The 26,719-nt window shown below is 39.0% G+C and carries 19 protein-coding genes, 8 tRNA genes and 1 pseudogene; 11 read left to right on the forward strand and 17 right to left on the reverse strand.

Going from position 1 to position 26,719, the window contains the following annotated elements; all coding sequences use genetic code 11:
• Positions 1 to 328 precede the first annotated feature (328 nt).
• Positions 329 to 1,582: a DcaP family trimeric outer membrane transporter gene (locus AC1M85_RS11155; RefSeq protein WP_488213083.1), complete on the reverse strand. Its 1,254-nt coding sequence runs from the start codon at positions 1,580 to 1,582 to the stop codon at positions 329 to 331.
• Positions 1,583 to 1,958: 376 nt separating this feature from the next.
• Here AC1M85_RS11155 and AC1M85_RS11160 point away from each other — a divergent pair, with 376 nt between their 5' ends.
• The 5 genes from AC1M85_RS11160 to AC1M85_RS11180 all read left to right on the forward strand — a co-directional run bounded on the left by AC1M85_RS11160 (position 1,959) and on the right by AC1M85_RS11180 (position 9,275).
• The gene (locus AC1M85_RS11160; RefSeq protein ID WP_481610934.1) at positions 1,959 to 2,666 is read left to right on the forward strand and encodes a nitroreductase; all 708 of its coding nucleotides are present in this window, start codon (positions 1,959 to 1,961) and stop codon (positions 2,664 to 2,666) included.
• A 145-nt stretch (positions 2,667 to 2,811) separates the two neighbouring features.
• Positions 2,812 to 4,986 (forward strand): YccS family putative transporter, encoded by a 2,175-nt coding sequence (gene yccS / locus AC1M85_RS11165; protein ID WP_180028073.1) that lies wholly within the window; start codon positions 2,812 to 2,814, stop codon positions 4,984 to 4,986.
• A gap of 101 nt (positions 4,987 to 5,087) precedes the next feature.
• Positions 5,088 to 5,648: a YcxB family protein gene (locus AC1M85_RS11170; RefSeq protein WP_035268336.1), complete on the forward strand. Its 561-nt coding sequence runs from the start codon at positions 5,088 to 5,090 to the stop codon at positions 5,646 to 5,648.
• Between the two features lie 155 nt (positions 5,649 to 5,803).
• On the forward strand, positions 5,804 to 8,392 hold the full coding sequence (locus AC1M85_RS11175; protein WP_481591623.1) for a PepSY domain-containing protein: 2,589 nt from the start codon (positions 5,804 to 5,806) through the stop codon (positions 8,390 to 8,392).
• A gap of 100 nt (positions 8,393 to 8,492) precedes the next feature.
• The gene (locus AC1M85_RS11180; RefSeq protein ID WP_481590489.1) at positions 8,493 to 9,275 is read left to right on the forward strand and encodes a YdcF family protein; all 783 of its coding nucleotides are present in this window, start codon (positions 8,493 to 8,495) and stop codon (positions 9,273 to 9,275) included.
• Between the two features lie 5 nt (positions 9,276 to 9,280).
• Here the strand turns inward: AC1M85_RS11180 and AC1M85_RS11185 are convergent, their stop codons facing one another.
• The 11 genes from AC1M85_RS11185 to AC1M85_RS11235 form a co-directional block, all read right to left on the reverse strand.
• Positions 9,281 to 9,751, reverse strand: coding sequence for a DUF2750 domain-containing protein (locus AC1M85_RS11185; protein WP_035268330.1), 471 nt, complete (start codon positions 9,749 to 9,751; stop codon positions 9,281 to 9,283).
• A 76-nt stretch (positions 9,752 to 9,827) separates the two neighbouring features.
• Positions 9,828 to 9,903 (reverse strand) — tRNA-Val (locus AC1M85_RS11190).
• A 92-nt stretch (positions 9,904 to 9,995) separates the two neighbouring features.
• Positions 9,996 to 10,072 (reverse strand) — tRNA-Asp (locus tag AC1M85_RS11195).
• A gap of 51 nt (positions 10,073 to 10,123) precedes the next feature.
• Positions 10,124 to 10,199 (reverse strand) — tRNA-Val (locus tag AC1M85_RS11200).
• 23 nt (positions 10,200 to 10,222) lie between these two features.
• A tRNA-Asp gene (locus AC1M85_RS11205) sits at positions 10,223 to 10,299 on the reverse strand.
• Between the two features lie 13 nt (positions 10,300 to 10,312).
• Positions 10,313 to 10,388 (reverse strand) — tRNA-Val (locus tag AC1M85_RS11210).
• A gap of 22 nt (positions 10,389 to 10,410) precedes the next feature.
• A tRNA-Asp gene (locus AC1M85_RS11215) sits at positions 10,411 to 10,487 on the reverse strand.
• Between the two features lie 49 nt (positions 10,488 to 10,536).
• Positions 10,537 to 10,613: transfer RNA gene (locus tag AC1M85_RS11220), tRNA-Asp, on the reverse strand.
• A gap of 22 nt (positions 10,614 to 10,635) precedes the next feature.
• A tRNA-Val gene (locus AC1M85_RS11225) sits at positions 10,636 to 10,711 on the reverse strand.
• A gap of 212 nt (positions 10,712 to 10,923) precedes the next feature.
• Entirely contained in the window at positions 10,924 to 11,451 is a 528-nt protein-coding gene (elsL, locus tag AC1M85_RS11230) for a cell wall-recycling L,D-carboxypeptidase ElsL (RefSeq protein WP_488213084.1), read from the reverse strand.
• 36 nt (positions 11,452 to 11,487) lie between these two features.
• The gene (locus tag AC1M85_RS11235) at positions 11,488 to 11,856 is read right to left on the reverse strand and encodes a YbaN family protein (protein ID WP_481954618.1); all 369 of its coding nucleotides are present in this window, start codon (positions 11,854 to 11,856) and stop codon (positions 11,488 to 11,490) included.
• Between the two features lie 99 nt (positions 11,857 to 11,955).
• Between AC1M85_RS11235 and AC1M85_RS11240 the strand changes: the two genes are divergently transcribed.
• The 3 genes from AC1M85_RS11240 to dapE all read left to right on the forward strand — a co-directional run bounded on the left by AC1M85_RS11240 (position 11,956) and on the right by dapE (position 14,352).
• Positions 11,956 to 12,801: a DUF1853 family protein gene (locus tag AC1M85_RS11240; RefSeq protein ID WP_481587273.1), complete on the forward strand. Its 846-nt coding sequence runs from the start codon at positions 11,956 to 11,958 to the stop codon at positions 12,799 to 12,801.
• A 126-nt stretch (positions 12,802 to 12,927) separates the two neighbouring features.
• On the forward strand, positions 12,928 to 13,080 hold the full coding sequence (locus AC1M85_RS11245; RefSeq protein WP_092766976.1) for an entericidin A/B family lipoprotein: 153 nt from the start codon (positions 12,928 to 12,930) through the stop codon (positions 13,078 to 13,080).
• Positions 13,081 to 13,218: 138 nt separating this feature from the next.
• Positions 13,219 to 14,352 (forward strand): succinyl-diaminopimelate desuccinylase, encoded by a 1,134-nt coding sequence (dapE, locus tag AC1M85_RS11250; RefSeq protein WP_035269063.1) that lies wholly within the window; start codon positions 13,219 to 13,221, stop codon positions 14,350 to 14,352.
• Positions 14,353 to 14,424: 72 nt separating this feature from the next.
• Here dapE and AC1M85_RS11255 read toward each other — a convergent pair whose 3' ends face one another.
• From AC1M85_RS11255 to pilG, 5 genes and pseudogenes are all read right to left on the reverse strand, one after another.
• The gene (locus tag AC1M85_RS11255) at positions 14,425 to 18,483 is read right to left on the reverse strand and encodes a hybrid sensor histidine kinase/response regulator (RefSeq protein WP_488213085.1); all 4,059 of its coding nucleotides are present in this window, start codon (positions 18,481 to 18,483) and stop codon (positions 14,425 to 14,427) included.
• A gap of 7 nt (positions 18,484 to 18,490) precedes the next feature.
• A pseudogene (locus AC1M85_RS11260) lies at positions 18,491 to 19,615 on the reverse strand (methyl-accepting chemotaxis protein); the annotation flags it as partial.
• A 529-nt stretch (positions 19,616 to 20,144) separates the two neighbouring features.
• A complete protein-coding gene (locus AC1M85_RS11265; RefSeq protein WP_488213086.1) occupies positions 20,145 to 20,699 on the reverse strand; it encodes a chemotaxis protein CheW in 555 nt (184 codons plus the stop codon).
• On the reverse strand, positions 20,696 to 21,070 hold the full coding sequence (locus AC1M85_RS11270) for a response regulator (RefSeq protein WP_035269071.1): 375 nt from the start codon (positions 21,068 to 21,070) through the stop codon (positions 20,696 to 20,698). The genes AC1M85_RS11265 and AC1M85_RS11270 overlap by 4 nt, the downstream gene beginning before the upstream one ends.
• 18 nt (positions 21,071 to 21,088) lie before the next feature.
• Positions 21,089 to 21,475, reverse strand: coding sequence for a twitching motility response regulator PilG (pilG, locus tag AC1M85_RS11275; RefSeq protein ID WP_035269072.1), 387 nt, complete (start codon positions 21,473 to 21,475; stop codon positions 21,089 to 21,091).
• Between the two features lie 348 nt (positions 21,476 to 21,823).
• Here pilG and AC1M85_RS11280 point away from each other — a divergent pair, with 348 nt between their 5' ends.
• Genes AC1M85_RS11280 through AC1M85_RS11290 form a run of 3 tightly spaced genes read left to right on the forward strand, consistent with a single transcriptional unit; the run spans position 21,824 to position 26,672 of the window.
• Positions 21,824 to 22,396: a hypothetical protein gene (locus tag AC1M85_RS11280; protein ID WP_488213875.1), complete on the forward strand. Its 573-nt coding sequence runs from the start codon at positions 21,824 to 21,826 to the stop codon at positions 22,394 to 22,396.
• A gap of 34 nt (positions 22,397 to 22,430) precedes the next feature.
• Complete coding sequence (locus tag AC1M85_RS11285; protein WP_488213087.1) at positions 22,431 to 23,552, forward strand: efflux RND transporter periplasmic adaptor subunit; 1,122 nt, start codon at positions 22,431 to 22,433, stop codon at positions 23,550 to 23,552.
• A 15-nt stretch (positions 23,553 to 23,567) separates the two neighbouring features.
• On the forward strand, positions 23,568 to 26,672 hold the full coding sequence (locus tag AC1M85_RS11290; RefSeq protein ID WP_488213088.1) for an efflux RND transporter permease subunit: 3,105 nt from the start codon (positions 23,568 to 23,570) through the stop codon (positions 26,670 to 26,672).
• Positions 26,673 to 26,719 lie beyond the last annotated feature (47 nt).

The following is a 26,719-nucleotide window of genomic DNA, read 5'->3' on the forward strand; positions in this document are numbered from 1 at the left end:
TTCAATCTTGTTAATAAAAAACATACACTTTTCAAAATAAATCAGTTGCTCAAAACGCACTCTATTCTTAGACATACGTTTGGCTAGATACAATTGATTTATGGCTTAAACAAACACTTAAATATGTTTTAGTGAACTTAAAATGATTAAGAAATTCCTGATGATCAGGACTGCTCACTGTTTAAGCCGAACATTATGCACTTTTTTTTATAATTCGCATTACTTTTGTTTATTCAATCAGCAAAATTCAGACATTCTTTAGTCTGAACTGATGAATGACAAGTGAATAAAAAAACCGAGACTATGCTCGGTTTTTTATAACTCATGCTTAGAAGCTGTATTTCGCCATTAAGCCTACACGGTCATCATTATAGCTTTGACCTGCGAAAGTCTCACGCTTACCATTGATATATTCAACACCTAAATCAACAGGTTTCACAGGTGTATAGATAAAGTTAATCCATGCTTGTTGAACAGTTTCATTTGCACTTGGGTTCGCTTTAGCATATCCCGTGCTGTCATCAGCATAGTGTGCGCCATAAGCCAGTGTTGAGCGTAACTGAGGTGAGAACTTATATGTAGCACCAAGTTGGGTTGCAATAAACTCATTTTGTTCAATATTGTTATTTGCATCGACAACATAAGCACTATTTGAGCCATATAAATAGTTGCTGTTCCCTTTTACATAAGACACGTCAGCAGATACTTTGAGTGGTTCGCTAATTTGGTAATTTGTACCGATCGCTACACCCAAACCAGTCTTATCATCACCAGCGGTATCAGATTTATAATTTTCGATTAAGGCACGAGCTGAAGCATTACCTTTACCCTCTGCATAAGCTTGCGTAACTTTTGCAGTCAAAGTTGGAAGGCGGTATTTAATAGCATCTCCAGTAGAATTACCCTCTTCAGCTGAAATAAATAATTGAGTTGTAGGCGCTAATTTATGAGACCAACGCACTTGCGGTAAACGGTTTGTTCCGCCACCAATGTTGGTACCAAAATCGATCATTTCTGGTGCATGATTGGACAAGAAGTTTGAAGTAGTTTGACCGAATAACCAATTATTCAGTGTTAAATATGCATGACGAATACGTAGTGCTTCATTTGAGCCTGCAAAGTCCACTTCTACTTTACCACCAACATCAGCCCCTTCTACTTTAGATTTGAAATCTAAACCAAGACGTGTTGTTTTAGCCGTTGCACGTAATTTATCTTCAACTAACGGATTATTACTTGTTCCAACGCTGTTTACAGCATTAAAGTCATTATCAGCACCTTCAATGATATAGTTTGCATCCCCACGTACAAAACCATATAGATTCACTTCAGCACCTGCTTTAGTTTTCAAGTTTGTAGGCGCTGCTGCTACTGGTTGAGCTTTAACTTCAGCCAATTGTACTTGCTGCTGTTGTTGTACTTGATGTTGCTGTTGAATTAAAGCTTTTAACGCTTCAACTTCTTGGCGTAATTTTTGAATTTCATCTTTTTCAGTCGCTGCTTGTGCAGTAGAAACTGCAAAAGTTGCAACTGCGATTGCTAAACTTTTCTTTAAAAATGTTTGATGTTTTGATTGACTCATTAAAAATCTCCAATTATTTCATCTTGCATCCGTGCATATATGCTTGGTCAACCTGCTGAATCCCAATCACAACGTTTGATTAATTTAAAATAATCAACGATGCACTAAACTGCTTTTTTTTAAATTTGATGAATTGATTAAAATAAATACGTAACATAATGTGTATTCGTTGTAACTTAATCTAGCAACTTATGTTTCATAATTAAATGTTTTTTATTGTCAAAACCAATTTTCTCAATCACAATTTCTGATGATGAATTGAAAAAAGTTTATATCTGTATAATTTATAAAATCTTTATTTAAAAGCACATTCAAAATTATACCTTAGTCGTAGTGACATCATGAATCATCCAAAATTATTCAAATAGGAGTTGCAATGTCCACAGAACATACTCAAGCCGTTGATGAAGTGATCACTGGCCGCCAATCTATACGTGCCTTTTTAGATCACCCCGTAGATACAAAACTTATCCAAGAAATTTTAGAAGTCGCATCAAGAGCACCTTCTGGCACAAATACTCAACCCTGGAAAGTCTATGTGGTGACAGGCGCACGTCGTCAACGTTTAATTGATCAAGTTTGTCATGCACAAATGCAACTTTATCAAAACCCTGAACTTGCTCAACAATACACCGAGACTTTTGCTTATTATCCAGAAACATGGATTTCCCCGTATATCGATCGTCGTCGTGAAAATGGTTGGGGACTTTATGGATTGCTGGGCATTCAAAAAGGTGAAAAGGATAAGATGGCTGCACAACATCTTAGAAACTATCAATTATTTGATGCACCTGTTGGCATTTTCTTTACCGTGGATAAAGCCATGGGCATTGGCTCTAAAATGGATATTTCCATGATGATTCAAAATGTTATGCTAGCAGCAAAAGCACGTGGTTTAGACACATGCCCTCAAGCGGCCTGGAATCATTTTCATCAAATCGTCACTGATGTTCTTGAAGCTCCTGCCAACGAAGAGCTCGTTTGTGGGATGGCTTTAGGCTATGCCGACACCGATGCGCTTGTAAATACGTTTAGAACACCTCGAGTTCCAGTTGAAGAGTTTGCTGTTTTCTTGGAAGACTGATTTTTAAGGATTAAAACACTCATCCAGTTTGAGCGGTTTAATAAAGACAAACAGTTAATTTCAAGCATATAATCCCAATTTAAATTAGATGAATATTCAACTAATATTCATCTATCCCTATCCTCTATTTATAAAGGGTTCTGGTTTGAACAAATGGCTGATTCAGCTTAAAAAAGCAACCTATAATACTTCATTCATGTATAACCTGCGGATGATTGTGGCTTTCGCAGGTACCGCGTTTATTCCCTATCTGTTAGATCAGCAATTGATGACGATTCCATTAACATTAGGGGTTGTTGCTGCTGGGCTGAGCGACATCGATGATCGCTTCTCAGTACGTATCATGAATCTGATTTATACCTATATTGGGTTCTTTATTGCGGCAGCTTCTGTTCAATTGTTATTCCCATATCCTGTGCTTTTTGCTTCAGGCCTGATCATCTCTTGTATTGGTCTCATTTTACTAGGCTCATTAGGCAGACGTTATGCCACCATCTCATATGGTTGCTTAGTAATTTCTGTCTATGCCATGCTAGGTGTTGATATTTTTGACGAATGGTACATGCAACCCAGTCTTTTGGTGATTGGTGCCATTTGGTATGGGATCTTGTCTACGCTTAGTTTCTTGCTTTTTCCAGCTCGACAAGTTCAAGATCAACTCTCGAAAAGCTATTCTTCACTCGGTGATTTCCTTTTTGCTAAATCCAATCTCTTTGATGTGGATATGACAGCGAATAGCTACCAAAAAAGTATGATCAGCTTGTCGCTGGAAAATGGGAAATTAGTAGGTATCTTTAATGATATGAAAACCACACTCCTTACCCGATTAAAAGGAGATCGTGGTCAAAGTGATACCCGTCGCAGCTTACAATATTATTTTATTGCACAGGACATTCACGAGCGAGCTGACTCGGCACATATTGATTATCAACAATTAACCAAAGCCTTTGAACATAGTGATATTTTATTTCGCTTCCAACGTATTCTTACACTGCAAGCAAAAGCATGTAAAGATTTAAGTGAAAGCATCTTAAATCGCACAACTTACCAGCATAATCCACGTTTTGAACATGCATTTAGTAATCTCAGAAAGTCATTAGAAAAAATCCGTGATGAACAAAAACATGATCTTATCTGGGTTAATGCTCTTTTTGCCTTACTCCAGAACTTAAAAGCCATCGATGCTCAATTACGAAATCTTGAAACTGAACGGCATATTAAATTTGACCGCACTAAACATTTAGAAAACCAACTTAAAGATGACGATCTGAAAGGTTGGGAAGATATCGTTTCTCGTATCAAACAAAATTTAACCCCTGAATCCGTACTCTTTCGACATGCAATTCGTGTTTCCATCGTACTTTTCATCGGATATGTTTTTGTTCAAGTCACCAATATCGAATACGGTTATTGGGTACTGTTAACAGCCCTATTTGTTAGTCAACCAAACTTCAACGCCACAAAACGTCGACTCAGACTCAGGATCATGGGAACACTCGGTGGCATAATTCTTGGTTTTGCAATTCTGTATTTCGTTCCTTCTGTCGAAGGTCAACTCTTATTATTAATTGTGAGTGGCGTCCTATTTTTTGAATTACGCAGTAAGCAATATGCGCAAGCCACTGCCTTTATTACGATCTTAGCCTTAATTAATTTCAATTTGGACGGTTTAGGTTTCCAAGCGGCATTTCCTCGAATGTTAGATACTTTAATTGGCTGTGCATTGGCATGGTTTGGGGTGAGCTTTATTTTTCCAGATTGGAAATTCAGACGACTCCCCCATTCAATCAGACGTTCACTTGAAGCTCAATGCCAGTATCTTACTGAAGTCGTACAACAGTATCATCATGGACGTAATAACAGTTTGAACTACCGCGTGGTCCGCCGCACTGCACATAATCGTGATGCTGATGTTGCATCACTCATATCGACATTAGCAACAGAACCTGATTTTGATCCAACACAAAAAGCTTTAGCATTTGAGTTCCTCTGTCTCAATCATACATTTATCAGCTATATTGCTGCGCTAGGTGCACACCGTGAAAAAATTCAAGATCAGTCAACATTAGAGCTACTTCAGCAAGCGTTAAATGATATCCAAGGTGCTTTTTTGCGAGATGAATTCCCTGAGCTAAATCTGACAAATTTGGAGTCCGCGATTCGTGAACGTTTGAATAAAGATGATCAGGATTCACATAAATCATTGATTGTTTTACAGCAACTTTCTTTAATGCTTGGTGTATTAAGACGATTGAGTACCTTAAAACAAAGTTTAAGTCATGAACATGATACTCAATCCAGCGCATTGGCATCACTGTAAATGTTGAATTTTCAAGGCAGTAAATTAGTACAATATACTCCCTGATTGTATTAATTTAATGCTAAACTCTGCTCAGATATACACATTTTGTTAACGAAACTATGACTGCAAAAAACTTATACGCCTACACTTTACAACCCGTTCCTTACGAGGTTACTGAAGCTGAACAACGCCATGCGCAACTCGCAATCTGGCGCAGCACAAATAAAATTGGAACTAAAGCTTGGGCTATTATGGGTGCAATTACTGCGCTTGCAATTTTGGGTCTAATTTTTATTAAAAATTACTCTACTGTATTTTGCTGGGTGGCTTTAGTCTGTGTGCTGACATACTTTTTAGTGCGAAAGTTTGGACTAGAATGGTACGCTAAACGTAAAATGAATGAGTTTCCAGTACAAGAAATTACTGGAATTAAATTAGGTGTTCAGCCTCATGGTATCGTGATGCGTCAAAAAATGGGACTACAAGAAGGTGTAGGTTCAATTGGTTGGAAAGATATCTATGAGTGGTATAACACGCCAGATTTCATTTTGGTGAACTTTAAAGTTAAAGGTCAGCAAGGCGCTTATATCTTGCCAAAACGAATGAACAGCAAAAATTTCTCTTTCGAGACCATCCGTAAACATCTAAAAGAAAGCGTTGGTGAGCCAAAATCACTGTAAATACGGCTTTATATTAAAACCTCCAACTTTGGAGGTTTTTTTATCACAATTTTTTATATGAGAATGAGAATAAATATTATCTTCAAATACATTCCACTTTTTTTGAGTTAGGTTATAATCGCACCATTCAAAAATTCCAATTCACTCAGACCCTTATGTTCAAGAAAATATTTTTCCAGTTACACTGGTTTTTCGGAATAACAGCAGGCCTTATTTTGGCACTTATGGGTGTCACTGGGGCGATATATTCTTATGAGCAGCAAATTATCAAGCTGATCAATCAGGAAAGTTATACAGTTGTTGCTGAACAACGCCCAAAATTAACGCCAGCTGAAATTTATCAACATTTCCAGCAGGAGCATCCTGATCTTAAAATCAATAGCATTACGATTGCTGCTCAACCTACTGACTCATCGAGTATCAATGTTGCGAAGGAAGGTGAACGTCGTGGTTTAACCATGATGATCAATCCCTACAGTGCTGAATTACTTCCTGAAATTAAAGGTCGAAAATTCTTTGCATTCGTACAACAACTTCATCGTAACTTGACAGTAGGACCAGTTGGAAAACAAATTACCGGTGCATGTACACTGATTCTTATTTTCTTTGTCCTCAGTGGCTTATATCTACGTTGGCCGAAAAAACACAGTTTCAAACAATGGTTTTCAGTTAAACCCAAATTAAAAGGTCGAAACTTTATTTGGGATTTACACGCAGTCGTTGGAACATGGGTGGCCATTTTCTATCTCATGTTGGCTTGTACAGGTTTATATTGGTCATATGACTGGTGGCGCAACGGCATGTTTAAAGTGCTTGGTGTTGAGCGCCCGCAACCCCAAATGCAAGCGGGAGGTCCTGGTTCAAATGCTGGACCAAATGCTCAACGTGAAGGACGTGAAGGACGTGAAGGACGTGAAGAGCGTAAATCACTCCAAACAGAACAGATTCACTTTGCGCTCAACCAATCTTGGTCTACTTTTAATCAACAGTTTAAAAATCAATTTTCTTCCGTAACCTTCACCATTCCTAAACGTGCAAACGGTGAATTAGAACTGAGTTTCGTTGATCCTGTTCCGCAACATGAACGTGCTCGTAACAAAGCGACTGTCGACTTAAATACGAATCAATTGAAAGATGTTGAATTGTACGAAGACAAAAAGCTCAATGAAAAAATCATGAGCAGCATGTTACCTGTACACCGTGGCAGCTTCTTTGGTCCTATTTACCAGTTCTTCGCGATGTTAGCTGCACTCGCTATGCCGTTATTCTTTGTGACGGGTTGGATGCTCTACCTCAAACGCCGCAAGCAAAAACAATTGACCCGTGAAGCGAAGCAAAATTTAGCAGTGGTTGATGTTGATCCAAATGCCAAACCTTGGCTCATCGCTTATGCAAGTCAAACTGGTGTATCCGAGCAATTGGCTTGGCGTACAGCTTCAATTCTGCAAGCAGCACGCCAACCCGTCACTGTTAAATCAGTGCAAAGCCTGACCACTAATGAGCTACAAACAGCATCTCAAATTCTAGTGGTCGCGAGTACTTACGGTACAGGTGAAGCTCCAGACTTAGCTGCAAGCTTTGAAAAGAAATTGATGTCTCATCCACTGAATCTAAGTCATGCTCAATTCGCAGTTATGGCACTTGGTTCACGTGAATATCCTGACACTTATTGTAGTTTTGGTCATCGTATTTATGACTGGTTCAATGCATCTGGTGCAACTCCCCTCTTTAATGTGATTGAAGTGGACAATGCCAATAACCAAGATATTCAAAATTGGACAGATGCACTCGCACAAGCTGCTCAATTGGAATTAGCAACACTATCTATTGATAAAGTCTTTGATCAATGGAAACTTCAAAAACGTACACTGCTTAATCCAAACAGTTTGGGTCAACCAGCTTATAATTTAGAGCTTGAGTCTGATCACGACGCGATCTGGCAAGCTGGAGATATTGCGGAAATTCAACCCGGCAATAGCATTGAACGTATTCAAGCATTTTTACAACAGCACAACTTAGATGAGGCTTTAGTTCTCGCAACTACAGGTCAAACCTTAGTTGAAAGCCTGTGGAATAAAAATTTAAATAGCGAGATTCAGCCATTTGCTACAGCTGAGGAACTCGTTGAGCAGCTTGAAAATTTACCTACTCGTGAATATTCGATCGCAAGTATTCCAACTCAAGGCATGATGCGCTTGGTGGTACGTCAACAACGTGATGAACAGCAGCAACTCGGCTTAGGCTCAGGCTGGTTAACACATCATGTTGCGGTTGGTAGTCAGGTACAACTTCGTATTCGAACCAATGAATCATTCCATTTAATTGATGATAATCGACCGATTATTTGTATCGGTAACGGGACAGGAATCGCAGGTCTAATGAGCTTAATTTCAGCTCGCGTACGTTTGGACTACACTGACAACTGGCTCATCTTCGGTGAACGCCAACGCGAACATGATTTCTTTTATAAAGAAACAATCGAAGCTTGGCAAAATACAGCGATGTTAAAGCGTATTGATCTCGCGTTCTCTCGAGACCAACCAGAAAAAGTCTATGTACACCATATTCTGCGTCAAAATGCGGATGAAGTCGTTAAATGGATTCATCAAGGTGCTGTCATCTATGTGTGCGGCAGTATCAATGGTATGGCAAGCGATGTTGATCTAGCCTTAATTGAAATCTTAGGTGAAACTACTGTAGATGAATTAAGACAAGCTGGTCGCTACCGTAGAGACGTTTACTAACACGGTTATTATGATCAAAACCGAGCACGATTTTTATTTAATCTGCTCGGTTTTTTTATGCGATATACTTTTTCTCATTTCCCACTAGTGATGACATCGAATGTATATAAGGATTTTAAAATTTTTCGCTTGGTTAATAGCATTGATACTATTAATCGATGGAATCATTTTAATCAGTCAAAATAAAATTCATTTAGGTACTGTACTTCCAGCATTTATTGGCATAATGATCATTGTATGTCTGTTTTTTAATAAGAAAATCCAACACTACCGTTTGAATCATTCTAACTTTAACTTGTTTTGGAAAATGGGATGGACAATTTTTTCCATCTGGTTAATCAGCTTGGCTATTTTTTTTAATTTTTTAGCTAAACCAAATCATTCCCCCATCATGAATACACCACCTGATGCGATTATTATTTTGGGTAGTGGTTTAATCAATAACCAACCCTCCCCAACTCTTCAGGCTCGATTAGACCAAGGTGCAACGATCGCCGCTCAATATTCCAGTAGTTCTATTATTGTAACTGGCGGTTTAGGTTTTGATCAGAAAATTACTGAAGCTGCAGTGATGAAAGCATATTTGATCGACAAGTATCGTATTCACCCACAGCGTATATTTGAAGAAAGTCAAAGCACCAGCACCGAACTCAATTTAAAAAACAGTGTTCCGCTGCTAAACAAAATAGACTTAAACCAAGATAGTCATATTGTGGTTGTCACCAGTGATTTTCATACCCCACGTGCTGCAGCCATTGCCCGATTTCAAGGTTATACCCAAATCACATCAGTCAGTGCTGAAACTCCTTTAACCACACGATATAACGCATGGCTTAGAGAATATTTTGCTTATATTAGTGGCTGGATCTTAAAAGAATACTAAATTTTTTATTTATCATGTATTCGGATTTTTCGAGGAGAAGGAACCCCTTCTCTATTTAATTTTTCAGGTTGATCGATCGATAACTGGTATAGATAAGCTTTTAGGTCAATTAGAAATTGTCGCCCCGATACCAAAACATTTTGACCTTCTGGCATCAAGTTCAGTGACAAGTGAGTATTATGTTGTCGAATATAAGGAACAACTTGTTCAATAAATGGTATCAGTTGGATTTCCTCCACATGATATTTTTCCCACTTATCACGAACCAATAATTGTGCCATACCTTTACTTTGCCAAACAGCAAGCGTGCGCTGACCAGATGGAGTGGAGCACAATGCCCAGCCATCATTATATAAACTATAAACTTTAGCCTGAGCGACAATTGTTTCCATAAATTGTTGGTATTGTTCTTTTGGAGAGACAACTGTAGAGGCAATAGAGGTACTTGAAGGCTTACGCTGGTATGGATTTCTCATAATTCTATTATAAACATGAATTCATCATATTTTATATAAATTATAGAAACTTAAAAGACTTTTTATAGAAAGAATATGGTGGGCGCTGACGGGATCGAACCGCCGACATTCTGCTTGTAAGGCAGACGCTCTACCAACTGAGCTAAGCGCCCTTGAGGAATAAAAATAGCACCGCTATTTTTAAGATGCAAGAAAGAAATCTTGCTGATTTAAACCATTATATCTAGACAAGGGATCTAGAAAATGGCGCAGCGGACGGGACTCGAACCCGCGACCCTCGGCGTGACAGGCCGATATTCTAACCAACTGAACTACCGCTGCAACGGTAACTGCTTACGCAATTAGGGTCATATAAGCTTTGCAGCTTGAATATGGTGGGCGCTGACGGGATCGAACCGCCGACATTCTGCTTGTAAGGCAGACGCTCTACCAACTGAGCTAAGCGCCCTTATTAGGCTTTGATTTTTAGGATGGCGCAGCGGACGGGACTCGAACCCGCGACCCTCGGCGTGACAGGCCGATATTCTAACCAACTGAACTACCGCTGCATCACAAAAAATCTGGTGGGCGCTGACGGGATCGAACCGCCGACATTCTGCTTGTAAGGCAGACGCTCTACCAACTGAGCTAAGCGCCCTTAATAAGGTCATTACATAAAATGGCGCAGCGGACGGGACTCGAACCCGCGACCCTCGGCGTGACAGGCCGATATTCTAACCAACTGAACTACCGCTGCACTTATGTAATATCTCTATTAAAGTACAAACAATCTATTAAGTTTAAAGTGGCGCAGCGGACGGGACTCGAACCCGCGACCCTCGGCGTGACAGGCCGATATTCTAACCAACTGAACTACCGCTGCACTAAAACTTAACGTAAAGGCTTGGTGGGCGCTGACGGGATCGAACCGCCGACATTCTGCTTGTAAGGCAGACGCTCTACCAACTGAGCTAAGCGCCCTTTACGACTTCATCGTTTGTGTGGTGCATTATAGAGAATCCTCAGATACTGTCAAACGCTTTTCTACAGGTTTCTCAGTTTTTCAGTTTGAATGATTAAAAAATAGATCATTTCTCTTGAAAAATCGCTTTTTTGTCTATTATTTGCCTGATTAGAGATATGTTTTTATTTTTATTCAAAGTTTTTATCACAACACATTTTACGATTCTGATTTAAATTTGATCCAATTGGATCTCTTGTTCTGAAATATAGACTAAAGTGCCTTCGTCCAATATATCAAATAGCTCAATGACATCTGCACTGTGCATTCGAATACATCCATGTGATTTAGGAATACCTAAAGGTTCTGACTCTGGCGTACCATGAATATAGATATATCGATTATAGGTATCACAACCCTCCCCTTGATTAAAACCAGGTTCTAAACCTGCTAACCAAAGAATTCGAGTTAGAATCCAGTCACGTTCTGGAAATTGCTCACCAAGTTCCACATCATAGATCTCCCCAGTCCAAATACGTGCTTTAAAAACAGCATTGATTGGGTGGTCATCGCCAATTTTTTGTTCAATGCGATGCCATCCTCTTGGTGTTTTACCTGAATTTTCCTGTTCACCTATACCGTTCAATCCAGTAGACACCAAATAGCTTTTTTTCATACGTGGTACATATAGAACTTGTTTCGCCATATCAATCAGGATATCCGCCTGACTTAGGGTATAACTTTCAAGATTTGGGTTCATACAAAACTCAGCGTTAAATTATTTTTAATCATTTATTTAAACAATATTTTTTGATTCAGGTCTTAACCACAACCAAATCGCGACAATTAGCATGGTGAGATTCGTAAAAATTTTCACTAAATCAGGAGCATTGGTATAAAGCATAAGAATACCGCTGATCAACATCATCATCGAGGCGAGCCATTTTGCTTTGCGTGGAACCGTGCCATGCTCACGCCAATTTCGCAGTGTTGGTCCATATTTAGGATGATTGAGTAGCCAATCATCAACCTGTGGCCAACCTTTTGAAGCAGCCCATGCGGCAAGAATTAAAAAGACTGTGGTTGGCAATCCTGGCAATAGCACACCAATAAAACCTAGAGTCACAAAAATAATGACCAAGCTCCGCCAAAACACGATTTTCATACCGCAACTCATTCAGTTGAATCTCACTAGTATATATGCTTTTGTGGTAGTGTCTGATTGTAAATTTATTTTCAATTTTGAATTCTAGTTGGAGAAACGGTGCAATCTGATTTTTATGAGCCATGGCAGAACTTTCATCATACAATTGTACGTCAACTGGCTTTTGTCATCGCAAGTCCTAATATTATTCGTTTTGCGCCTAAAGAATTAACGATCGTTCATCCTTTTGAATTGCACCATGAACAATTTTGGCAAACTCAGTACGAAAAATATATCTCCAGACTGCATGATCTAGATCAAAACCCACAAGAGCTGATTGATTTTATTCAGCAACTTAAAAGTACGCGTCTAGGTTTGCGCTTTGAATATTTAATGTGGTTCTGGCTGCAAGATGATCAACGCGATCAAGCTGATTTTTCGCTGTTAGATCACAGTGTTCAAATCATTGACGGCCGCCATACTTTGGGTGAAATTGACTTTGTGATATTAAATCATCACACCCAAGAAATTGAACAATGGGAAGTTGCACTGAAATTTTATTTAGCAGAACAAGACTTTCAACTTCAACATTGGTACGGATTAAATCGAAGCGACACTCTATTTAGAAAGCTCAATCATTTTACGCAAAAGCAATTTCAATTTACTCAAGCCAATACTTATAAAATTGATCGAAAAATTGCGGTGATGAAAGGTCAACTCTACTTTCCGTATCATACCGAACTTCAAACCATACCCAACTGGGTCAGCCCACATCGTCGTATAGGCACATGGGGACATCAATTACGATCATCTTTTTATCGACTGGAAAGACAGGAATGGATTTGTCCGAATGCGAGTCAGACTTCAAATGAAGCACATTGGTGGAGCAATGGGCTTTATCACAATGTACAGACAAATCAGTTTTATATGTACCGTCAACCAGCATTAAAGCTTCCTTACGTGTAGTTCGTGTAATAAAAAAATGTATCGAATACAATTAATAACATTCTGATAATAAAACTCTCATATTCTTCTAAATGATTAATTTTTATTCTGATTAAGCATCAAAATAATTTACAATCATTGGAGATAATGATGAAAAAAGTATTAGCCGCTTCATTCGTAGTTGCATTTGTATTAACTGGTTGTAATACATTCAAAGGTTTTGGACAAGACGTTTCAAAAGCTGGGGAAACTGTAACAAATACTGCTGAAAAAACTTCAAACGAAATTCGTAACAACTAATTCGAAGTTGAAGCTAAAAGCCCTATTTTTTAATAGGGCTTTTTTTATTTAAATTTGATTCCCTTGAATGATTAATATTTTGCATCAAATTCAACATACTTTATGATAGTTCGACTTTGACCAATTCGATTTCTTTCCATGACCCAATCTGCAACACTCGATTTAAGCTTACAATTACTTCGCCAACCTTCAGTGACTCCAGTCGATCATAACTGTCAAAATATTATGGCTGATCGATTATCAAAGATTGGTTTTAACATTGAAAATATGCGTTTTGAAGATGTTGATAACTTATGGGCTCGTCGCGGGACTGAATCACCTGTGTTTTGTTTTGCGGGTCATACTGATGTTGTTCCTACAGGCAATCTAGAAGCGTGGAACTCCGATCCATTCGCCCCAGAAATTAGAGATGGAAAGTTATACGGGCGTGGCAGTGCAGATATGAAAACGGCGTTGGCAGCCATGGTAATTGCCTCTGAACGTTTCGTTGCTAAGCATCCAGACCACAAAGGTTCGATTGCTTTTTTGATCACTTCAGATGAAGAAGGTCCATCTATCAATGGAACAGTGAAAGTTGTAGAAACTTTAGAAGCACGCCAAGAAAAAATGACATGGTGTTTGGTCGGTGAACCATCAAGTACGAATACTTTAGGTGACATTGTTAAAAATGGCCGTCGTGGGTCTCTCAATGCCAATTTAACAGTGAAAGGTAAGCAAGGGCATGTGGCCTATCCACATTTGGCAATTAACCCAATTCATACAGCCTCAAAAGCAATTGCTGAATTATGTGAGACAGAATGGGATCAAGGCAATGAGTATTTCCCTGCAACGTCTTTCCAAATCTCGAATATTTCTGCTGGAACGGGTGCAACCAATGTTGTGCCTGGCACGATGAACTTATTATTTAACTTCCGTTATTCTACAGAAGTTACTGCTGATGAATTAAAAGCACGTACACATGAAATTTTAGATCGCCACGGCGTTGAGTATGATATCGAGTGGACACTATCAGGTTTACCATTCCTTACCCCTGTTGGAGAGCTCGTCAATGCTGCCAAAAAAGCGATTTTGGATGTGACTGGCACGACAACAGAATTATCAACCAGTGGTGGTACATCAGATGGTCGCTTTATCGCACCAACTGGAGCTCAGGTACTCGAACTGGGAGTACTTAATGCCACGATCCACCAGATTAATGAGCATGTTGAAATCGCACATTTGGAACCTTTGGCTGAAATTTATGAAAAAATCTTAATTGAGCTATTGGCATAACATTAAAATTTAAGAGCAATGAAAGATAAAAAAGGATGCGAATGCATCCTTTTTTAATTCGCTTAAAATACTTTAATCCTGTTTTAAAAGCTGATTGATCTGCTCAATCAACACTGCTTCTTGGAAAGGTTTACCCATATAAGCCGATACACCAAGTTCAAGAGCATGTTGTTTATGCTTATCCCCCACTCGTGAAGTGATCATAACCACAGGTAAGTTCTGCAAATGTGGTTGATTTCTCAGCCATTGCATCACTTCAAAACCATCCATTCTTGGCATTTCAACATCAATTAACATTAAGGCAGGTGTTGAATGCTGTAAATATTCAAGTGCTTCAATGCCATCTGTAGCTGTGACAATCTGGTAACCATAACGCTCAAGTAGTTTAGATGTCACTTTTCGAACTGTGACCGAATCATCAACCACTAAAATCATAGGTGCCTCATTGTCATGATTTAAATTTGAGAGCTTCGACTCTAGATGTACAGACCAATCCTCCTGAGTGAGATATTGAACCACACGATTTACATTTAAAATTGGGCAAATTTCTCCACTACCCATAATGGTTACACCGCTGAGATAATCAATTTGATGGATCAGCCCCCCAGTCTGTTTCACAATAATTTGTGAATTAGTTCCTAAGACTTCATCAACGAATAAAGCCACAGGTTGAGACTGGTGCATATTCACCAAAATCACTGGAACTTTTTGGGTTTCTAAATATGGTGAGTTTCTTTTTATATGTTGATTTAACAATACAAAGTCAGCCAAATCGTTTAATTGATAACTTGCTTCATGCACTCTCAACAACTGACCCTGTTGTTTCGCGTGATTTAAATCATGTCTATCGATCATTTCAACACGTTGTATTTGATGTAACGGTAAGGCAAAGAATTGGTCCGCAACTTTTACCATCAAGGCTTCAGTAATAATTGAAGATTTAGGAATTCTGATTTCAAAACAAGTTCCTTGTCCTCTTTCCGAAGAAACATGAACATGCCCACCCAGTGCCTGTATTTCACTTTTAACGACATCTAAACCGACACCACGTCCTGAAACGGTTGTTAATTTTGCAGCAGTGGTAAAGCCTGGTCTAAAAATCAATTGTAATAGTTCAGTTTCAGAATATTCCCGTTCAGTATTAAGCCAACCAAATTCAACAGCTTTTTGCTTAATCTCTTGTGAATCAATTCCTCGACCATCATCCTTGATCAAAATACTCAGCTCATTGTGATGATTCACCAGTGTCAGTTGCATGACTGCTTGTTCAGGTTTATTTAATTTCAACCGCTGTTCTGCTGACTCAATTCCATGATCAATCGCATTACGCAGAATATGCTCAAGTGAGGTGATCAACTTTTCAAGAATACTACGATCTAATTCAATGTCTGCATGTTCAATCTGTAACTGAACAGATTTATTCAGATTCATCGAAAGTTGCTTGCATAAACGTTCAAGACGCATTTGTATCGTCTTGAATGGTACGACACGAGTACGCATCAACGAGTGTTGGATGTTGTTTTGTATTCTTGCCTGCTGAATCAAAATACTTTCTGCAGATTGAAGCTTTTCATGCAGAGAGTTTCTGATATCTAACAAGTCTGATGTTGACTCTGATATTGATTTTGAGAGTTGATTAAGTGATGAATATTGATCCATTTCTAATGGATCAAATCCATGCTCGGCGGAATTATATGATCTACGTTGTAATAAAATTTGGGATTCTAATTCCCCTTCCATCCGTCTCAATTGTGAAGTAAGGCGCTGAATGGTTTGATCCATTTCTACCAAATTTGACCGATATGATTTTAATTCTACTTCGACTTGCGAACGTTGAATCAAATCCTCCCCAATCAAATTAAGGGTTGCTTCAATTACAGCAGTAGAGACTGAAAGTGTCTCGTTCGCTACGGCAGATTGCACAAACTTTTGCAAATTACCACTCATTGGAGGCGGTAAAACACTCTCATTAGCGTTAGATGGTTCATTCTGATGTGAGTTTTGCTGAATGTAAGAAGAGTCAAACTTTGATGAATTATTATGCGTAGTGACTAAATCACTTAAATTGGTTTCAAGGTCCGCTGATAAAGTTGAATGAATACTAAAATCTGAAGACATGTGGTGAGTGATATCATTTTGCATCGAATGTACTAAGTTCAGCTTCGAGTCACCACCCTTAAGATTGAAATGTCCAAGCTCAATTAAACCCTGAATAAGCCTTGATGCCTGCTCTATCGGATAATCGACAGACTCAATTTTAATGATATTGACACGCCGTACCAAATCCTGCTGTAAAGCTTTAATCAAAATAATGAAACTTTTTATATCAATGTGTTGCTCTGAAATGAGTTGAAGATATAAAGATTCAAGCTCATGGATTAGATTTGCAAAGTAATCTGCTTGCAACATGTATGCACCACCTTTCAACGTGTGCAATTGCCGCATAATTTTTTGGATACACGTAGCATCTTCTTGATACTCTAACCATGTATTGAACAAGTCTTCGATTTGAGACAAGATTTCTTCCGCTTCCTCGACAAAAAAACCACTTACTTCGCGATCTAAGCCCTGTTTTGCTTTCGCTGAATCTTTGAGTGCGTAATCTATATTGAGTAATGTCAGAATTGTTTCATCTAAGGAGCGAGCAGATACTTCGCTCTCCTGCTCTATAGTGGAAATGCAATTTGATTGATTGGAAAAGCTGAAGTATTCATGATTAAGTTGTTTTAAATCACCTAATAGCTGCTGAGAAGCTTCATTATTTTGAGCAAATTGACCTATAGCGAGTTCATCAAATATTTCTAAGAGTTTTTCATGCCCTTGTTGTAAAACTCGGTGGACATTTGAGTAGGCAATTGAATTCGGTTCTCTTGCAATGTTGAAGTGAATTGAACTCAAAATTTCTGAAATTTTTTGAAGGAGATCAAAATCAACTTTAATGGCAAATTTAGCAATTGAACTGAGTTGTTGACTCAGTAAGCTCGAACGTTCAGTAGTACGTGTAGAACTAACGAGGTTAGAAATACCATCTTGTACAAAGGTATCGATAAGGAAAACATCTTCTACACCCAAATCTACAATTTTCTTGAGTAAATCATGCGGATCAAGATTTGGATCGTTCTGTGTAATCTGTTCTGAGAAGTCTCTCAATGCGATTAAAAAAGTATGCTCTAATGCCTGAAACTGTTGTTGTCTCGTTACGTTGTCACCTGTTGTTTGCAAGCTTTCTAAGTAATACTGGATTAAATCAATATACTGTGTTGTGAGCGCTTGCAATTCTTTATTGTTGGTATCAAGAAATTGATTACGTTGTATTATTTTTTCGAATGACTGACTCAATACTTCAATTTTCTCAAGTCCAACAATTGCAGAACTCCCCCTGAGAGAATGGACAACACGTGCAAGCGTATCCACCTGAAATTGTTGATTGGATTTATCCAACATATCTTGCAGGGATTTCAATTGTTCTGAAGCTTCAGCATAAAAACTTTGCAGAACCTCGTTATCCCATATTTGAGTATTCTCAATTGTGGCTGTTGCTGAGAGTGAATTTGAGTCATTCAAACAATGACATTCAATCCTGAAATCTAGATCTAGCTGTGTGAGATGAGCGTTGATCGCCAACAAAGGATGCAATGATTGATCTATGATATTTGAATGTTCTAATTGCCGACCTAAAAGCAATAGAGGTTTAACATCTAATTGAATCGCTTGTTTCACTGTTAAACTAGGCACAATGATGTAGCGATATATACGAGAGATCAGCTCAACATACTCAAGGACCAGTTGACTCCATGAACGTTGCTGATCAAGCCTAATATTCAGTATTGTCTCAACGGTCCATGCAAGCTCAGAAACTGAGTTGAATCCAAGCATTCGACCTGAACCCTTTAAGGTATGAAAATTACGGCGCAATGCTTGCCAAATATTTACCTGTTCTAAATCATTCGATAAGACTTGAAGATTTTCTGATATTTCTAGAAGTAATTCCTTAAGCTCTTCAGCAAAGGTGGTAATAAGCTCCTCATCTTCAAAATTTGATTCATCCTGAGGAAGCTGCATATCTATATATGCACGATAGAGTGCTTCTGAAAGATATAATTGTATTTTATTAGGATTATTATTTTTCATGGCTCAATCACTCAGGTAATTTGAAGTTTGCAACTGATTTCCTTAAAGAATCAGCCATTTGAGTGAGTTCTGCTATCGATTGTGCAGTATCTAAGGTTGAAGCATGATTTTCTCGTGTGACATCTTGCACAAGCGACATTGTTTTCGCAATTTGACCCGCAGCAGCTGACTGAACTTTTGAGGATGCTGAAATATTCGCAATCAGTTGAGCCAACTGTTTTGAAATCAACTGAATATCTGCAAGTGCTGCTCCTGCATCTTGAGCAAGTCCAGTCCCCTTAACCACCTCAGAAGTTGTTTGCTCCATAGAGCGAACGGCCTCATGCGTATCTAATTGAATATTTTTTACCAATATCTCAATATGTTTGGTCGCAGCAGTTGAACGTTCAGCTAAACGCTGCACCTCATCAGCAACACTCGCGAAACCTCGTCCAGCATCGCCTGCCATTGCGGCTTGAATGGCTGCATTTAAAGCCAACAGATGCGTTTGCCCTGCAATGTCTTCAATGGTTGCAACAAAGTTTCCAATCTCTTGAGTAGATTCACCCAGCCTTTTAATTTTTTTTGATGTTTCTTGAATCTGCCCTCGTATTTGATCCATTCCATCTATTGATCGTTCAACCACTTCCCCACCCTTCGCTGCGATAAGTACAGCGCGCTGAGCAACTTTTGCAGATTGCGCTGCATTTTCATAAACGTGATCAATTGAGTCCGCCATGTCATGAATGGCGAGCGATGTATTTTGGATTTCACGAGCTTGCAGCTCTGAAGATTGCGCCAATTGTGAACTCATGTGCTGAGTTTGATGAATATATTGGGTAACTTGTTGAGAAGCCTGATTAATTCTCATCACCAAATCACGCAAATGATCTATCGCTACATTAATTGAATCCGCGATTGTCCCCGTAAAATCTGCAGAAACTGCAGCATATTTGGTCAAATCGCCTTCAGCTAAATCCCCAATTTCATCTAAAAGTCGATAAATCGCGGTTTGATTTTTCTTATCTTTATCCACCAGTTCCATTAAACGCAAACGATCTTCTTGGCTTCTTAAAATAAAAAGTTTAATCACTGCAAAGGTGAAGCTCGATAAACTAATCAACAATAAAAGTGACAGTAAAATCAGTAACCACGTCGAACCTGTGCGAATTTCATTGAGAGCAACTTGAATTTTTTGTAACTGAGATTCCGTGATATTGCTTTGAGACTCTAACCACAGTCGATCTACTTCATTTAAAGCTGGACTATAAAAATAAACTGATTTTACATTTTCAAGTTGTGAACTAAAAATAAGCTGAGAGTTTTTGAGAATCTGTAATGTGTAATCTGTAGGATTATCCTCAAACTGTTGAGTCTGAATAATCATCATTTGATTGAGATATTTCAGTTCCCCCACCCCACGACTTTGCTCCACCGTGCGTGGGAGATTAAACATAAGAAACAATAAAATCAGAAAAGCACAAACGAGGCTAATAATAGCCATGATTAAATAAGACTTCGTTTGGGCAGATTGCCCAAACAGCTCTGAAAACTGTTCAAGTTTTAACTTAAGTGAAGCTTTCCATCCCTGTGTGTTGGAATCTGAATCATTCACATTCCGACTGGTCTTTTTTAACCGTAAACTCACTCAGCTCCCCCAAAAAACTATTGCTGACTACACATTAAATTGAATTTGATGTGAACATGTGCTTTAGACGATCATGCTCATATAGCAGACTCATCATCAGCACAGCTACAGGTGTTGAATGATCGAGAAAATAACCTTGGCAAAACGATCTATATGGTTCTGCGATCAAATCCGAACTGGTGCTATAGGTATTATTCTTATAATGTTTTACACCAAGGACTTCATCCACAAGCAATCCAACACAGTCTTGCCCCACGTTAAAACATAAAATTTTAACATTAGCGTGTAATTGTGTTGATTTACTCAAAGCAAATTGCTTTAGATCTAATACGGACAGTACTCGACCTCGCAAATTCGCCAAACCTAAATACCACGGCGGCGTAAGTGGTAATGAGGTAATGCTCATTAAAGGGCTAACCTCCGCAATATCACCAAGTGGGGTAATAAATTGGTGCTGCTCAACTTTAAAACATACACCAGACCAGAGGTCCTGATTTTGCACATCACGGTACTCATTTGCTTGAGCCGAATTAGCATTACTGGCTTGCGTTAACCAGTGTTGTTGATCACTTTCATCTTGAATGATCATGCTGTGCCTGTATTTAAATATTGCTGAATGACATCAAGTAATCTTGATTCATCTACAGGTTTGATCAGGTAGTCGACAGCGCCTTGTCTTTTGCCCCAAATTCGATCCGTATCCTGATCTTTGGTACTGACAATGACAACTGGAATATGCTTCGTTACATCAGCTCTTGCAATTTGCCTCGTCGCTTGAAATCCATTCACACCAGGCATCACCACATCCATAAGTACAAGATCTGGTTGCTCTGCTTGCGCTAAGGTAACACCATCTGCACCATTGGTTGCTTCTAGCACTTCATAGCCATTTTTGGACAGAATTTCTTTAAATCTAAACATTTCTGTTGGAGAGTCATCTACCACTAAGATACGTGTCATATTTTGTTTTCCCAGTACTTAACGTGAAGCGACAAGTTTACGAATCGCATTCAATAGCTCATCTTTACTGAATGGTTTCGTGAGGTATTCATCAGATCCAACAACTCGTCCTTTTGCCTGATCAAACATCCCATCTTTACTGGATAACATGACCACTGGAATATGTTGGAAATTTTGTGAGTTTTTTAACAATGCGCACGTTTGATACCCATCTAAACGCGGCATCATAATATCTACAAAAATAATATCAGGTCGAGTTTCAGCAATTTTAGATAATGCTTCAAATCCATCTACTGCAGTTACAACGTCATATCCTTCACGCTGTAATAAAGTTTCTGCGGTCCGACGAATCGTTTTTGAATCATCAATGACCATCACTTTAATATTTTGCAGATTATCATCCATTGAATGATCCTTCCTGAGATGAGATTTAAAGAAAAATGAAACGCTTAATTTAGAGAATAACCATTATTTTCTAACATAACATTACATTGATTTTCAATGCAGTTGAGTACTCGCGGAGAGATTGTGTCACAAAGCTTCATAGAATTTAAGGGTGAATCAGATTAAGCGTAAATTATTTAATGGTTTATATTTATAAATTTACCAAAACCACATAAAATGCTTGTTATTAAAAGCAAAAATTAAAAAATTGAATTGATATCACGGGGGCCTATTCCAATGTTTAATCTTTCGCACAAATCAAGAATTGGGTTAAAGCATCTTCATCATAAAACATTCTTAGTGATCATGATGACATTTGGTTTATGTATCAGTGAAGCAATTGCTAATACCACAGTGATCAAACCGTCTTGGTATCGTTATTATGATAAAAATGGCGTAGCTAATATTAGTAGCTCGGTAACACCCGAGCATATTCGTCACGGTTATGAAGCACTTGACCGGAATATGCAAGTAATTAAAAAAAATCGACCTTATGATGCCGATAAAGAACAGCAACAAAGTGCTGTACGTACGCAACAAGCCAAACAACATGAACAAGATCTACGCTTAAAACGTGCTTATGGTTCTAGTAAAGTGGCTGCGAACAAACGTGATGATATGTTGAAAAACATCAACCAACAAATCACCTTTCAAAAACAACAGTACCAACAACTGGAGCAAGATCGAATATTGTTTAAAAAGCAGGAACAGACCTATATCAAAAAAGGGAATCCTGTCCCTAAAAACTTACAAGATCGAATCACTTATAATGCGCAGAATATGAGTAATATCCAAAAAAATATTGAATCTTTACAAACAAACTATCGAAATACTCAGTCACAATACGACAATATTATCAAGCGCTTAAAAACTCTTGAATAAAGAAGAGTTTGTCTGAATGGAAAGGAATTATCACATGCCGAATGCGACTCGACACAGCAGTCAGTTTAAGAAATATCTCGTATTAGGAACGCTGTGTACGAGTTGTCTTTTAGCCGCTTGTCAAAAAAATGACGAAAGTGTACAGCCAACCTCATCTACCCCTCAAAAAATTGAATTAATACAACAGGACTTAGTCAAAGTTGAAAATGGGGTCTCAAATCTGAAATTTGCTTTCACGGGCACCATACGCGCTGTGAATCAAAGTACAATTCAAGCGCAAGTGACTGCCACTGCTAGCCAAGTCTCTGTACAAGTCGGTGAAAGGGTGAGTAAAGGACAAGTCTTGGTACGTTTAAATAATCAAGATAATGCAGCCCGACTCGCACAAGCTCGCGCTAATCTTGCTTCTGCACAAGCGCAGGCACAACAAGCTGCAAATATGGTTACTCGAAAAAAACGACTTTATGATCAAGGATTTATTTCTAAGGTTGAATATGAACAAAGTCAAGTGGAGCATAAAGCTCAACTCGAAACTGTACGAGCTCAGCAAGCAAATGTGGATATCGCACTGAAAGCCGATGCTGATGGGTTAATTCGTAGCCCCATTTCTGGCGTGATTACCAAACGTCAAGTTGAACCTGGTCAAACCGTTTCAATGGGTCAAACACTATTTGAAATCGTAGATCCACAAAAATTAGAGATTCAAGCAAAACTCCCTGTCGAATCTCAACATGCGCTCAACATTGGAAACAATATTGAATATAAAATTCAAGGGACTACCCAAAATTATACTGCCAAGTTAACACGCATTTCCCCTATGGCCGATCAAATCAGTCGTCAGGTTGAGTTTTTTGCTCAACCGAATGAATCAATCAATTCACTGAGTATTGGTGCTTTTGTCGAAGGTTTCATTTTAGATGACAAACAAATTCAGGGGCAAAAAGTTCCTCTTGATACTATTCAAGATGCAGATGGCAAACCTTATCTGTGGATCATCCGTGATCAGAAAATTCTGAAAGCCAATATTCGAATTCTGGATCGACAACCCAACGAGAATATTGCAATGATCAGTGGTCTTCAGCCAACGGATTACATCAGTAGAATTAAGTTTAATAATGATGACTTAAATAAAACAGTCTCAATTGCTTCAAAGTAAGACAGGATCTGAACTATGTGGTTAACTCGAATCAGTGTGAAATATCCTGTCTTTACGATCATGATGATGCTATGCCTGATGGTATTGGGCTTATCATCATGGCAACGAATGGGAGTTGAAGAATTCCCTGATGTCGATTTCCCATTTGTGGTCGTGTATACCACTTACCCAGGTGCTTCTCCTGAAACTGTTGAATCTGAAATTACCAAAAAGATGGAAGATCAGATCAATACGATCTCAGGTGTTAAACAAGTGATATCGCAGTCGAGTGAAGGACTCTCTACAATTATCACTGAGTTTAATTTGGATGTTCCTTCAACCGTTGCAGCTCAAGATATTCGAGACAAAATTGCGCCAGTGACAGCTGAATTTCGTGATGAAATTACTGATCCTATTGTTGAGCGCTATGACCCTTCCGCAGGTGCCATCATGTCGGTGGTATTTGAGTCTGAGAATATGTCACTCCGAGAGCTCAGCTCTTATTTAGATCAAAAAATTGTTCCTCAATTGAGAACTGTTCGTGGGGTAGGTACAGTTAACCTGCTAGGTGACTCGCAGCGTCAAATTCGTATTGAAGTTAATCCACAAAAATTACAAAGTCTTGGTGTTGGCGTTGATCAAGTCATTAACACACTAAAAGGCGAAAACATTGAAGTCCCTGGGGGCACACTCAAACAGTCAAATTCAGAGCTGGTCGTTGAAATTAAATCAAGAGTAATTCATCCCCAATCCTTTGGGGATCTCATCGTCGCGAGTAAAAATGGCACGCCAATCTACTTAAAACAAGTAGCTGAAATTTACGACAGCCAAGCTGAACTCGAGTCGAGTGCCTTCATTAACGGTCAAAATGCTGTCGCGTTGGATATTCTCAGAAGCTCTGATTCAAATGTAATTGATGTTGTAGATGCGGCTTATAAAACACTAAACCGTATAGAACAACAACTCCCGAAAGGGACAACATTGAAAGTAGTTGTCGATACATCTCGAGGCATACGAGCAAGTATTGGTGATGTTGCCCGTACAATTATTGAAGGTGGTGTACTTGCGGTTGTCATCGTTCTACTGTTTTTAGGTTCATTTAGATCGACGATTATTACAGGCCTTACCCTGCCAATCGCCTTACTTGGTACATTAACGTTCATTTGGGCTTTTGGTTTTACCATCAATATGATGACTCTTCTTGCCCTGTCTTTAAGTATTGGTCTTCTTATTGATGATGCAATTGTGGTACGTGAAAACATTGTCCGCCATGCTGATATGGGGAAAGATCATGTGACTGCTGCTTTAGATGGAACCAAAGAAATTGGGCTGGCAGTTCTCGCAACCACTTTGACTATTGTTGCGGTGTTCTTACCAGTTGCATTCATGGGCGGTATTATCGGTCGTTTCTTCTACCAATTTGGCGTGACAGTGAGTACCGCCGTACTAATCTCAATGTTTGTCAGTTTTACGCTCGATCCAATGCTCTCAGCTCACTGGGCTGAACGTCATCATCCAAATAAAAAACCGAGCGCATTGAAACGCTTCTTCAATGGGATCTCAAATAAACTTGATTCATTAAATGAAGTGTACGAGAAGCTGCTAAAACTGGCTCTAAGATTCCGCTTTCTAACAATTATCGTTGCTGTTGCTTCACTGTTTGGCGCGCTCGCGCTGTCAAAAATGGTGGGAACAGAGTTTGTACCAGTTCCAGATAAAGGTGAAATTCGGATCAAATTTGAAACGCCCGTAGATGCTTCACTCGAATACTCTCAGGCAAAGTTAAAACAAGTTGAATCTATTATTCGACAGCATCCAGAGGTTAAAGGAACGTACGGCGTTATTAATGGGGTGACTGATCGCGGGAAAAACCACGTAAGCATCCGAGTCAGTCTGAGTCCTCGCCAAGAGCGCTCTCAGACACTGACTGATTTAACCAATGAGTTTCGTGATCGACTACAAACAGTGGCGGGTATTACCCTCACCTCTATTGCTTCAGCGGATGAAACTGTGTCTGGTGGTCAAAAGCCTGTCATGATTTCCATCAAAGGACCTGAGCTAGATGAATTACAAAAAATTTCTGATCGCTTCATGGTGGAAATGGCAAAAATTGATGGTGTCGTCGATTTAGAAAGCTCGCTCAAAGAGCCTAAACCTACCCTTGAAGTGCATGTAAATCGTGTACTGGCAAACGATTTAGGATTATCAGTCAGCCAAATTGCCAATGTGATCCGCCCTCTCCTTGCTGGTGATGATGTAACGACGTGGAAAGACGAAAAAGGTGAAACGTATGATGTCAATTTGCGCCTCTCTGAAGATCAACGTACGCTTCCAAGTGACATCAATAATTTATATTTAAAATCGCAAAAAGTGGATGCAAATAATCAACCGATCTTGGTTCCACTCTCAAGCGTAACAAGCACGCATGAAAGCTATGGTGCATCTCAAATCAACCGTCGTGATTTAGCGCGTGAAGTCATGGTTGAAGCCAATACTTCAGGTCGACCTGCAGGTGACATTGGTCGAGATATTAAAGCATTGCAAGATAACTTCGACATGCCTGCCGGCTATGGTTTTGAAACACAAGGTGCAAACGCAGATATGGAAGAATCGATTGGGTACGCTGTTACAGCCGTTACACTCTCTATTGTATTTATCTATATTGTTTTAGGCTCTCAATTCAATAGTTTTATTCATCCTGCGGCGATCATGGCCTCATTACCATTGTCATTGGTCGGGGTATTCCTTGCATTATTCTTATTTAACTCAACAATGAATTTATTTTCCATTATTGGCATCATCATGTTAATGGGATTAGTAACCAAGAATGCAATTCTCCTCATTGACTTTATTAAGAAAGCTATTGATCGCGGTGATACACGTTTTGATGCCATTATTGCTGCAGGTAAAACACGACTGAGACCCATTCTGATGACCACAAGTGCGATGGTCATGGGTATGGTGCCATTGGCATTAGGCTTGGGTGAAGGAGGTGAACAAAGTGCTCCGATGGCGCATGCTGTCATTGGGGGCGTCATTACCTCTACCCTGCTGACCTTAGTTGTCGTTCCCGTTATCTTTACCTACTTAGATGACTTTAAGAATTTTATGGTACGTCAAACACGAAAATTCATGTCATAATGTAGAGAATTGTCATGAGGTGTCATTCAAAATGCTCACCTCATTTT

The sequence above is a fragment of the Acinetobacter sp. 24-47-64 genome, assembly GCF_057737055.1.

Bases quoted from the DNA above. Each gene is read 5' to 3' on its own strand.
- AC1M85_RS11155 (WP_488213083.1), bottom strand. From the start codon at position 1,582: ATGAGTCAATCAAAACATCAAACATTTTTAAAGAAAAGTTTAGCAATC.
- AC1M85_RS11160 (WP_481610934.1), top strand. From the start codon at position 1,959: ATGTCCACAGAACATACTCAAGCCGTTGATGAAGTGATCACTGGCCGC.
- AC1M85_RS11170 (WP_035268336.1), top strand. From the start codon at position 5,088: ATGACTGCAAAAAACTTATACGCCTACACTTTACAACCCGTTCCTTAC.
- AC1M85_RS11175 (WP_481591623.1), top strand. From the start codon at position 5,804: ATGTTCAAGAAAATATTTTTCCAGTTACACTGGTTTTTCGGAATAACA.
- AC1M85_RS11180 (WP_481590489.1), top strand. From the start codon at position 8,493: ATGTATATAAGGATTTTAAAATTTTTCGCTTGGTTAATAGCATTGATA.
- AC1M85_RS11185 (WP_035268330.1), bottom strand. From the start codon at position 9,751: ATGAGAAATCCATACCAGCGTAAGCCTTCAAGTACCTCTATTGCCTCT.
- elsL (WP_488213084.1), bottom strand. From the start codon at position 11,451: ATGAACCCAAATCTTGAAAGTTATACCCTAAGTCAGGCGGATATCCTG.
- AC1M85_RS11235 (WP_481954618.1), bottom strand. From the start codon at position 11,856: ATGAAAATCGTGTTTTGGCGGAGCTTGGTCATTATTTTTGTGACTCTA.
- AC1M85_RS11245 (WP_092766976.1), top strand. From the start codon at position 12,928: ATGATGAAAAAAGTATTAGCCGCTTCATTCGTAGTTGCATTTGTATTA.
- dapE (WP_035269063.1), top strand. From the start codon at position 13,219: ATGACCCAATCTGCAACACTCGATTTAAGCTTACAATTACTTCGCCAA.
- AC1M85_RS11255 (WP_488213085.1), bottom strand. From the start codon at position 18,483: ATGAAAAATAATAATCCTAATAAAATACAATTATATCTTTCAGAAGCA.
- AC1M85_RS11265 (WP_488213086.1), bottom strand. From the start codon at position 20,699: ATGATCATTCAAGATGAAAGTGATCAACAACACTGGTTAACGCAAGCC.
- AC1M85_RS11270 (WP_035269071.1), bottom strand. From the start codon at position 21,070: ATGACACGTATCTTAGTGGTAGATGACTCTCCAACAGAAATGTTTAGA.
- pilG (WP_035269072.1), bottom strand. From the start codon at position 21,475: ATGGATGATAATCTGCAAAATATTAAAGTGATGGTCATTGATGATTCA.
- AC1M85_RS11280 (WP_488213875.1), top strand. From the start codon at position 21,824: ATGACATTTGGTTTATGTATCAGTGAAGCAATTGCTAATACCACAGTG.
- AC1M85_RS11285 (WP_488213087.1), top strand. From the start codon at position 22,431: ATGCCGAATGCGACTCGACACAGCAGTCAGTTTAAGAAATATCTCGTA.
- AC1M85_RS11290 (WP_488213088.1), top strand. From the start codon at position 23,568: ATGTGGTTAACTCGAATCAGTGTGAAATATCCTGTCTTTACGATCATG.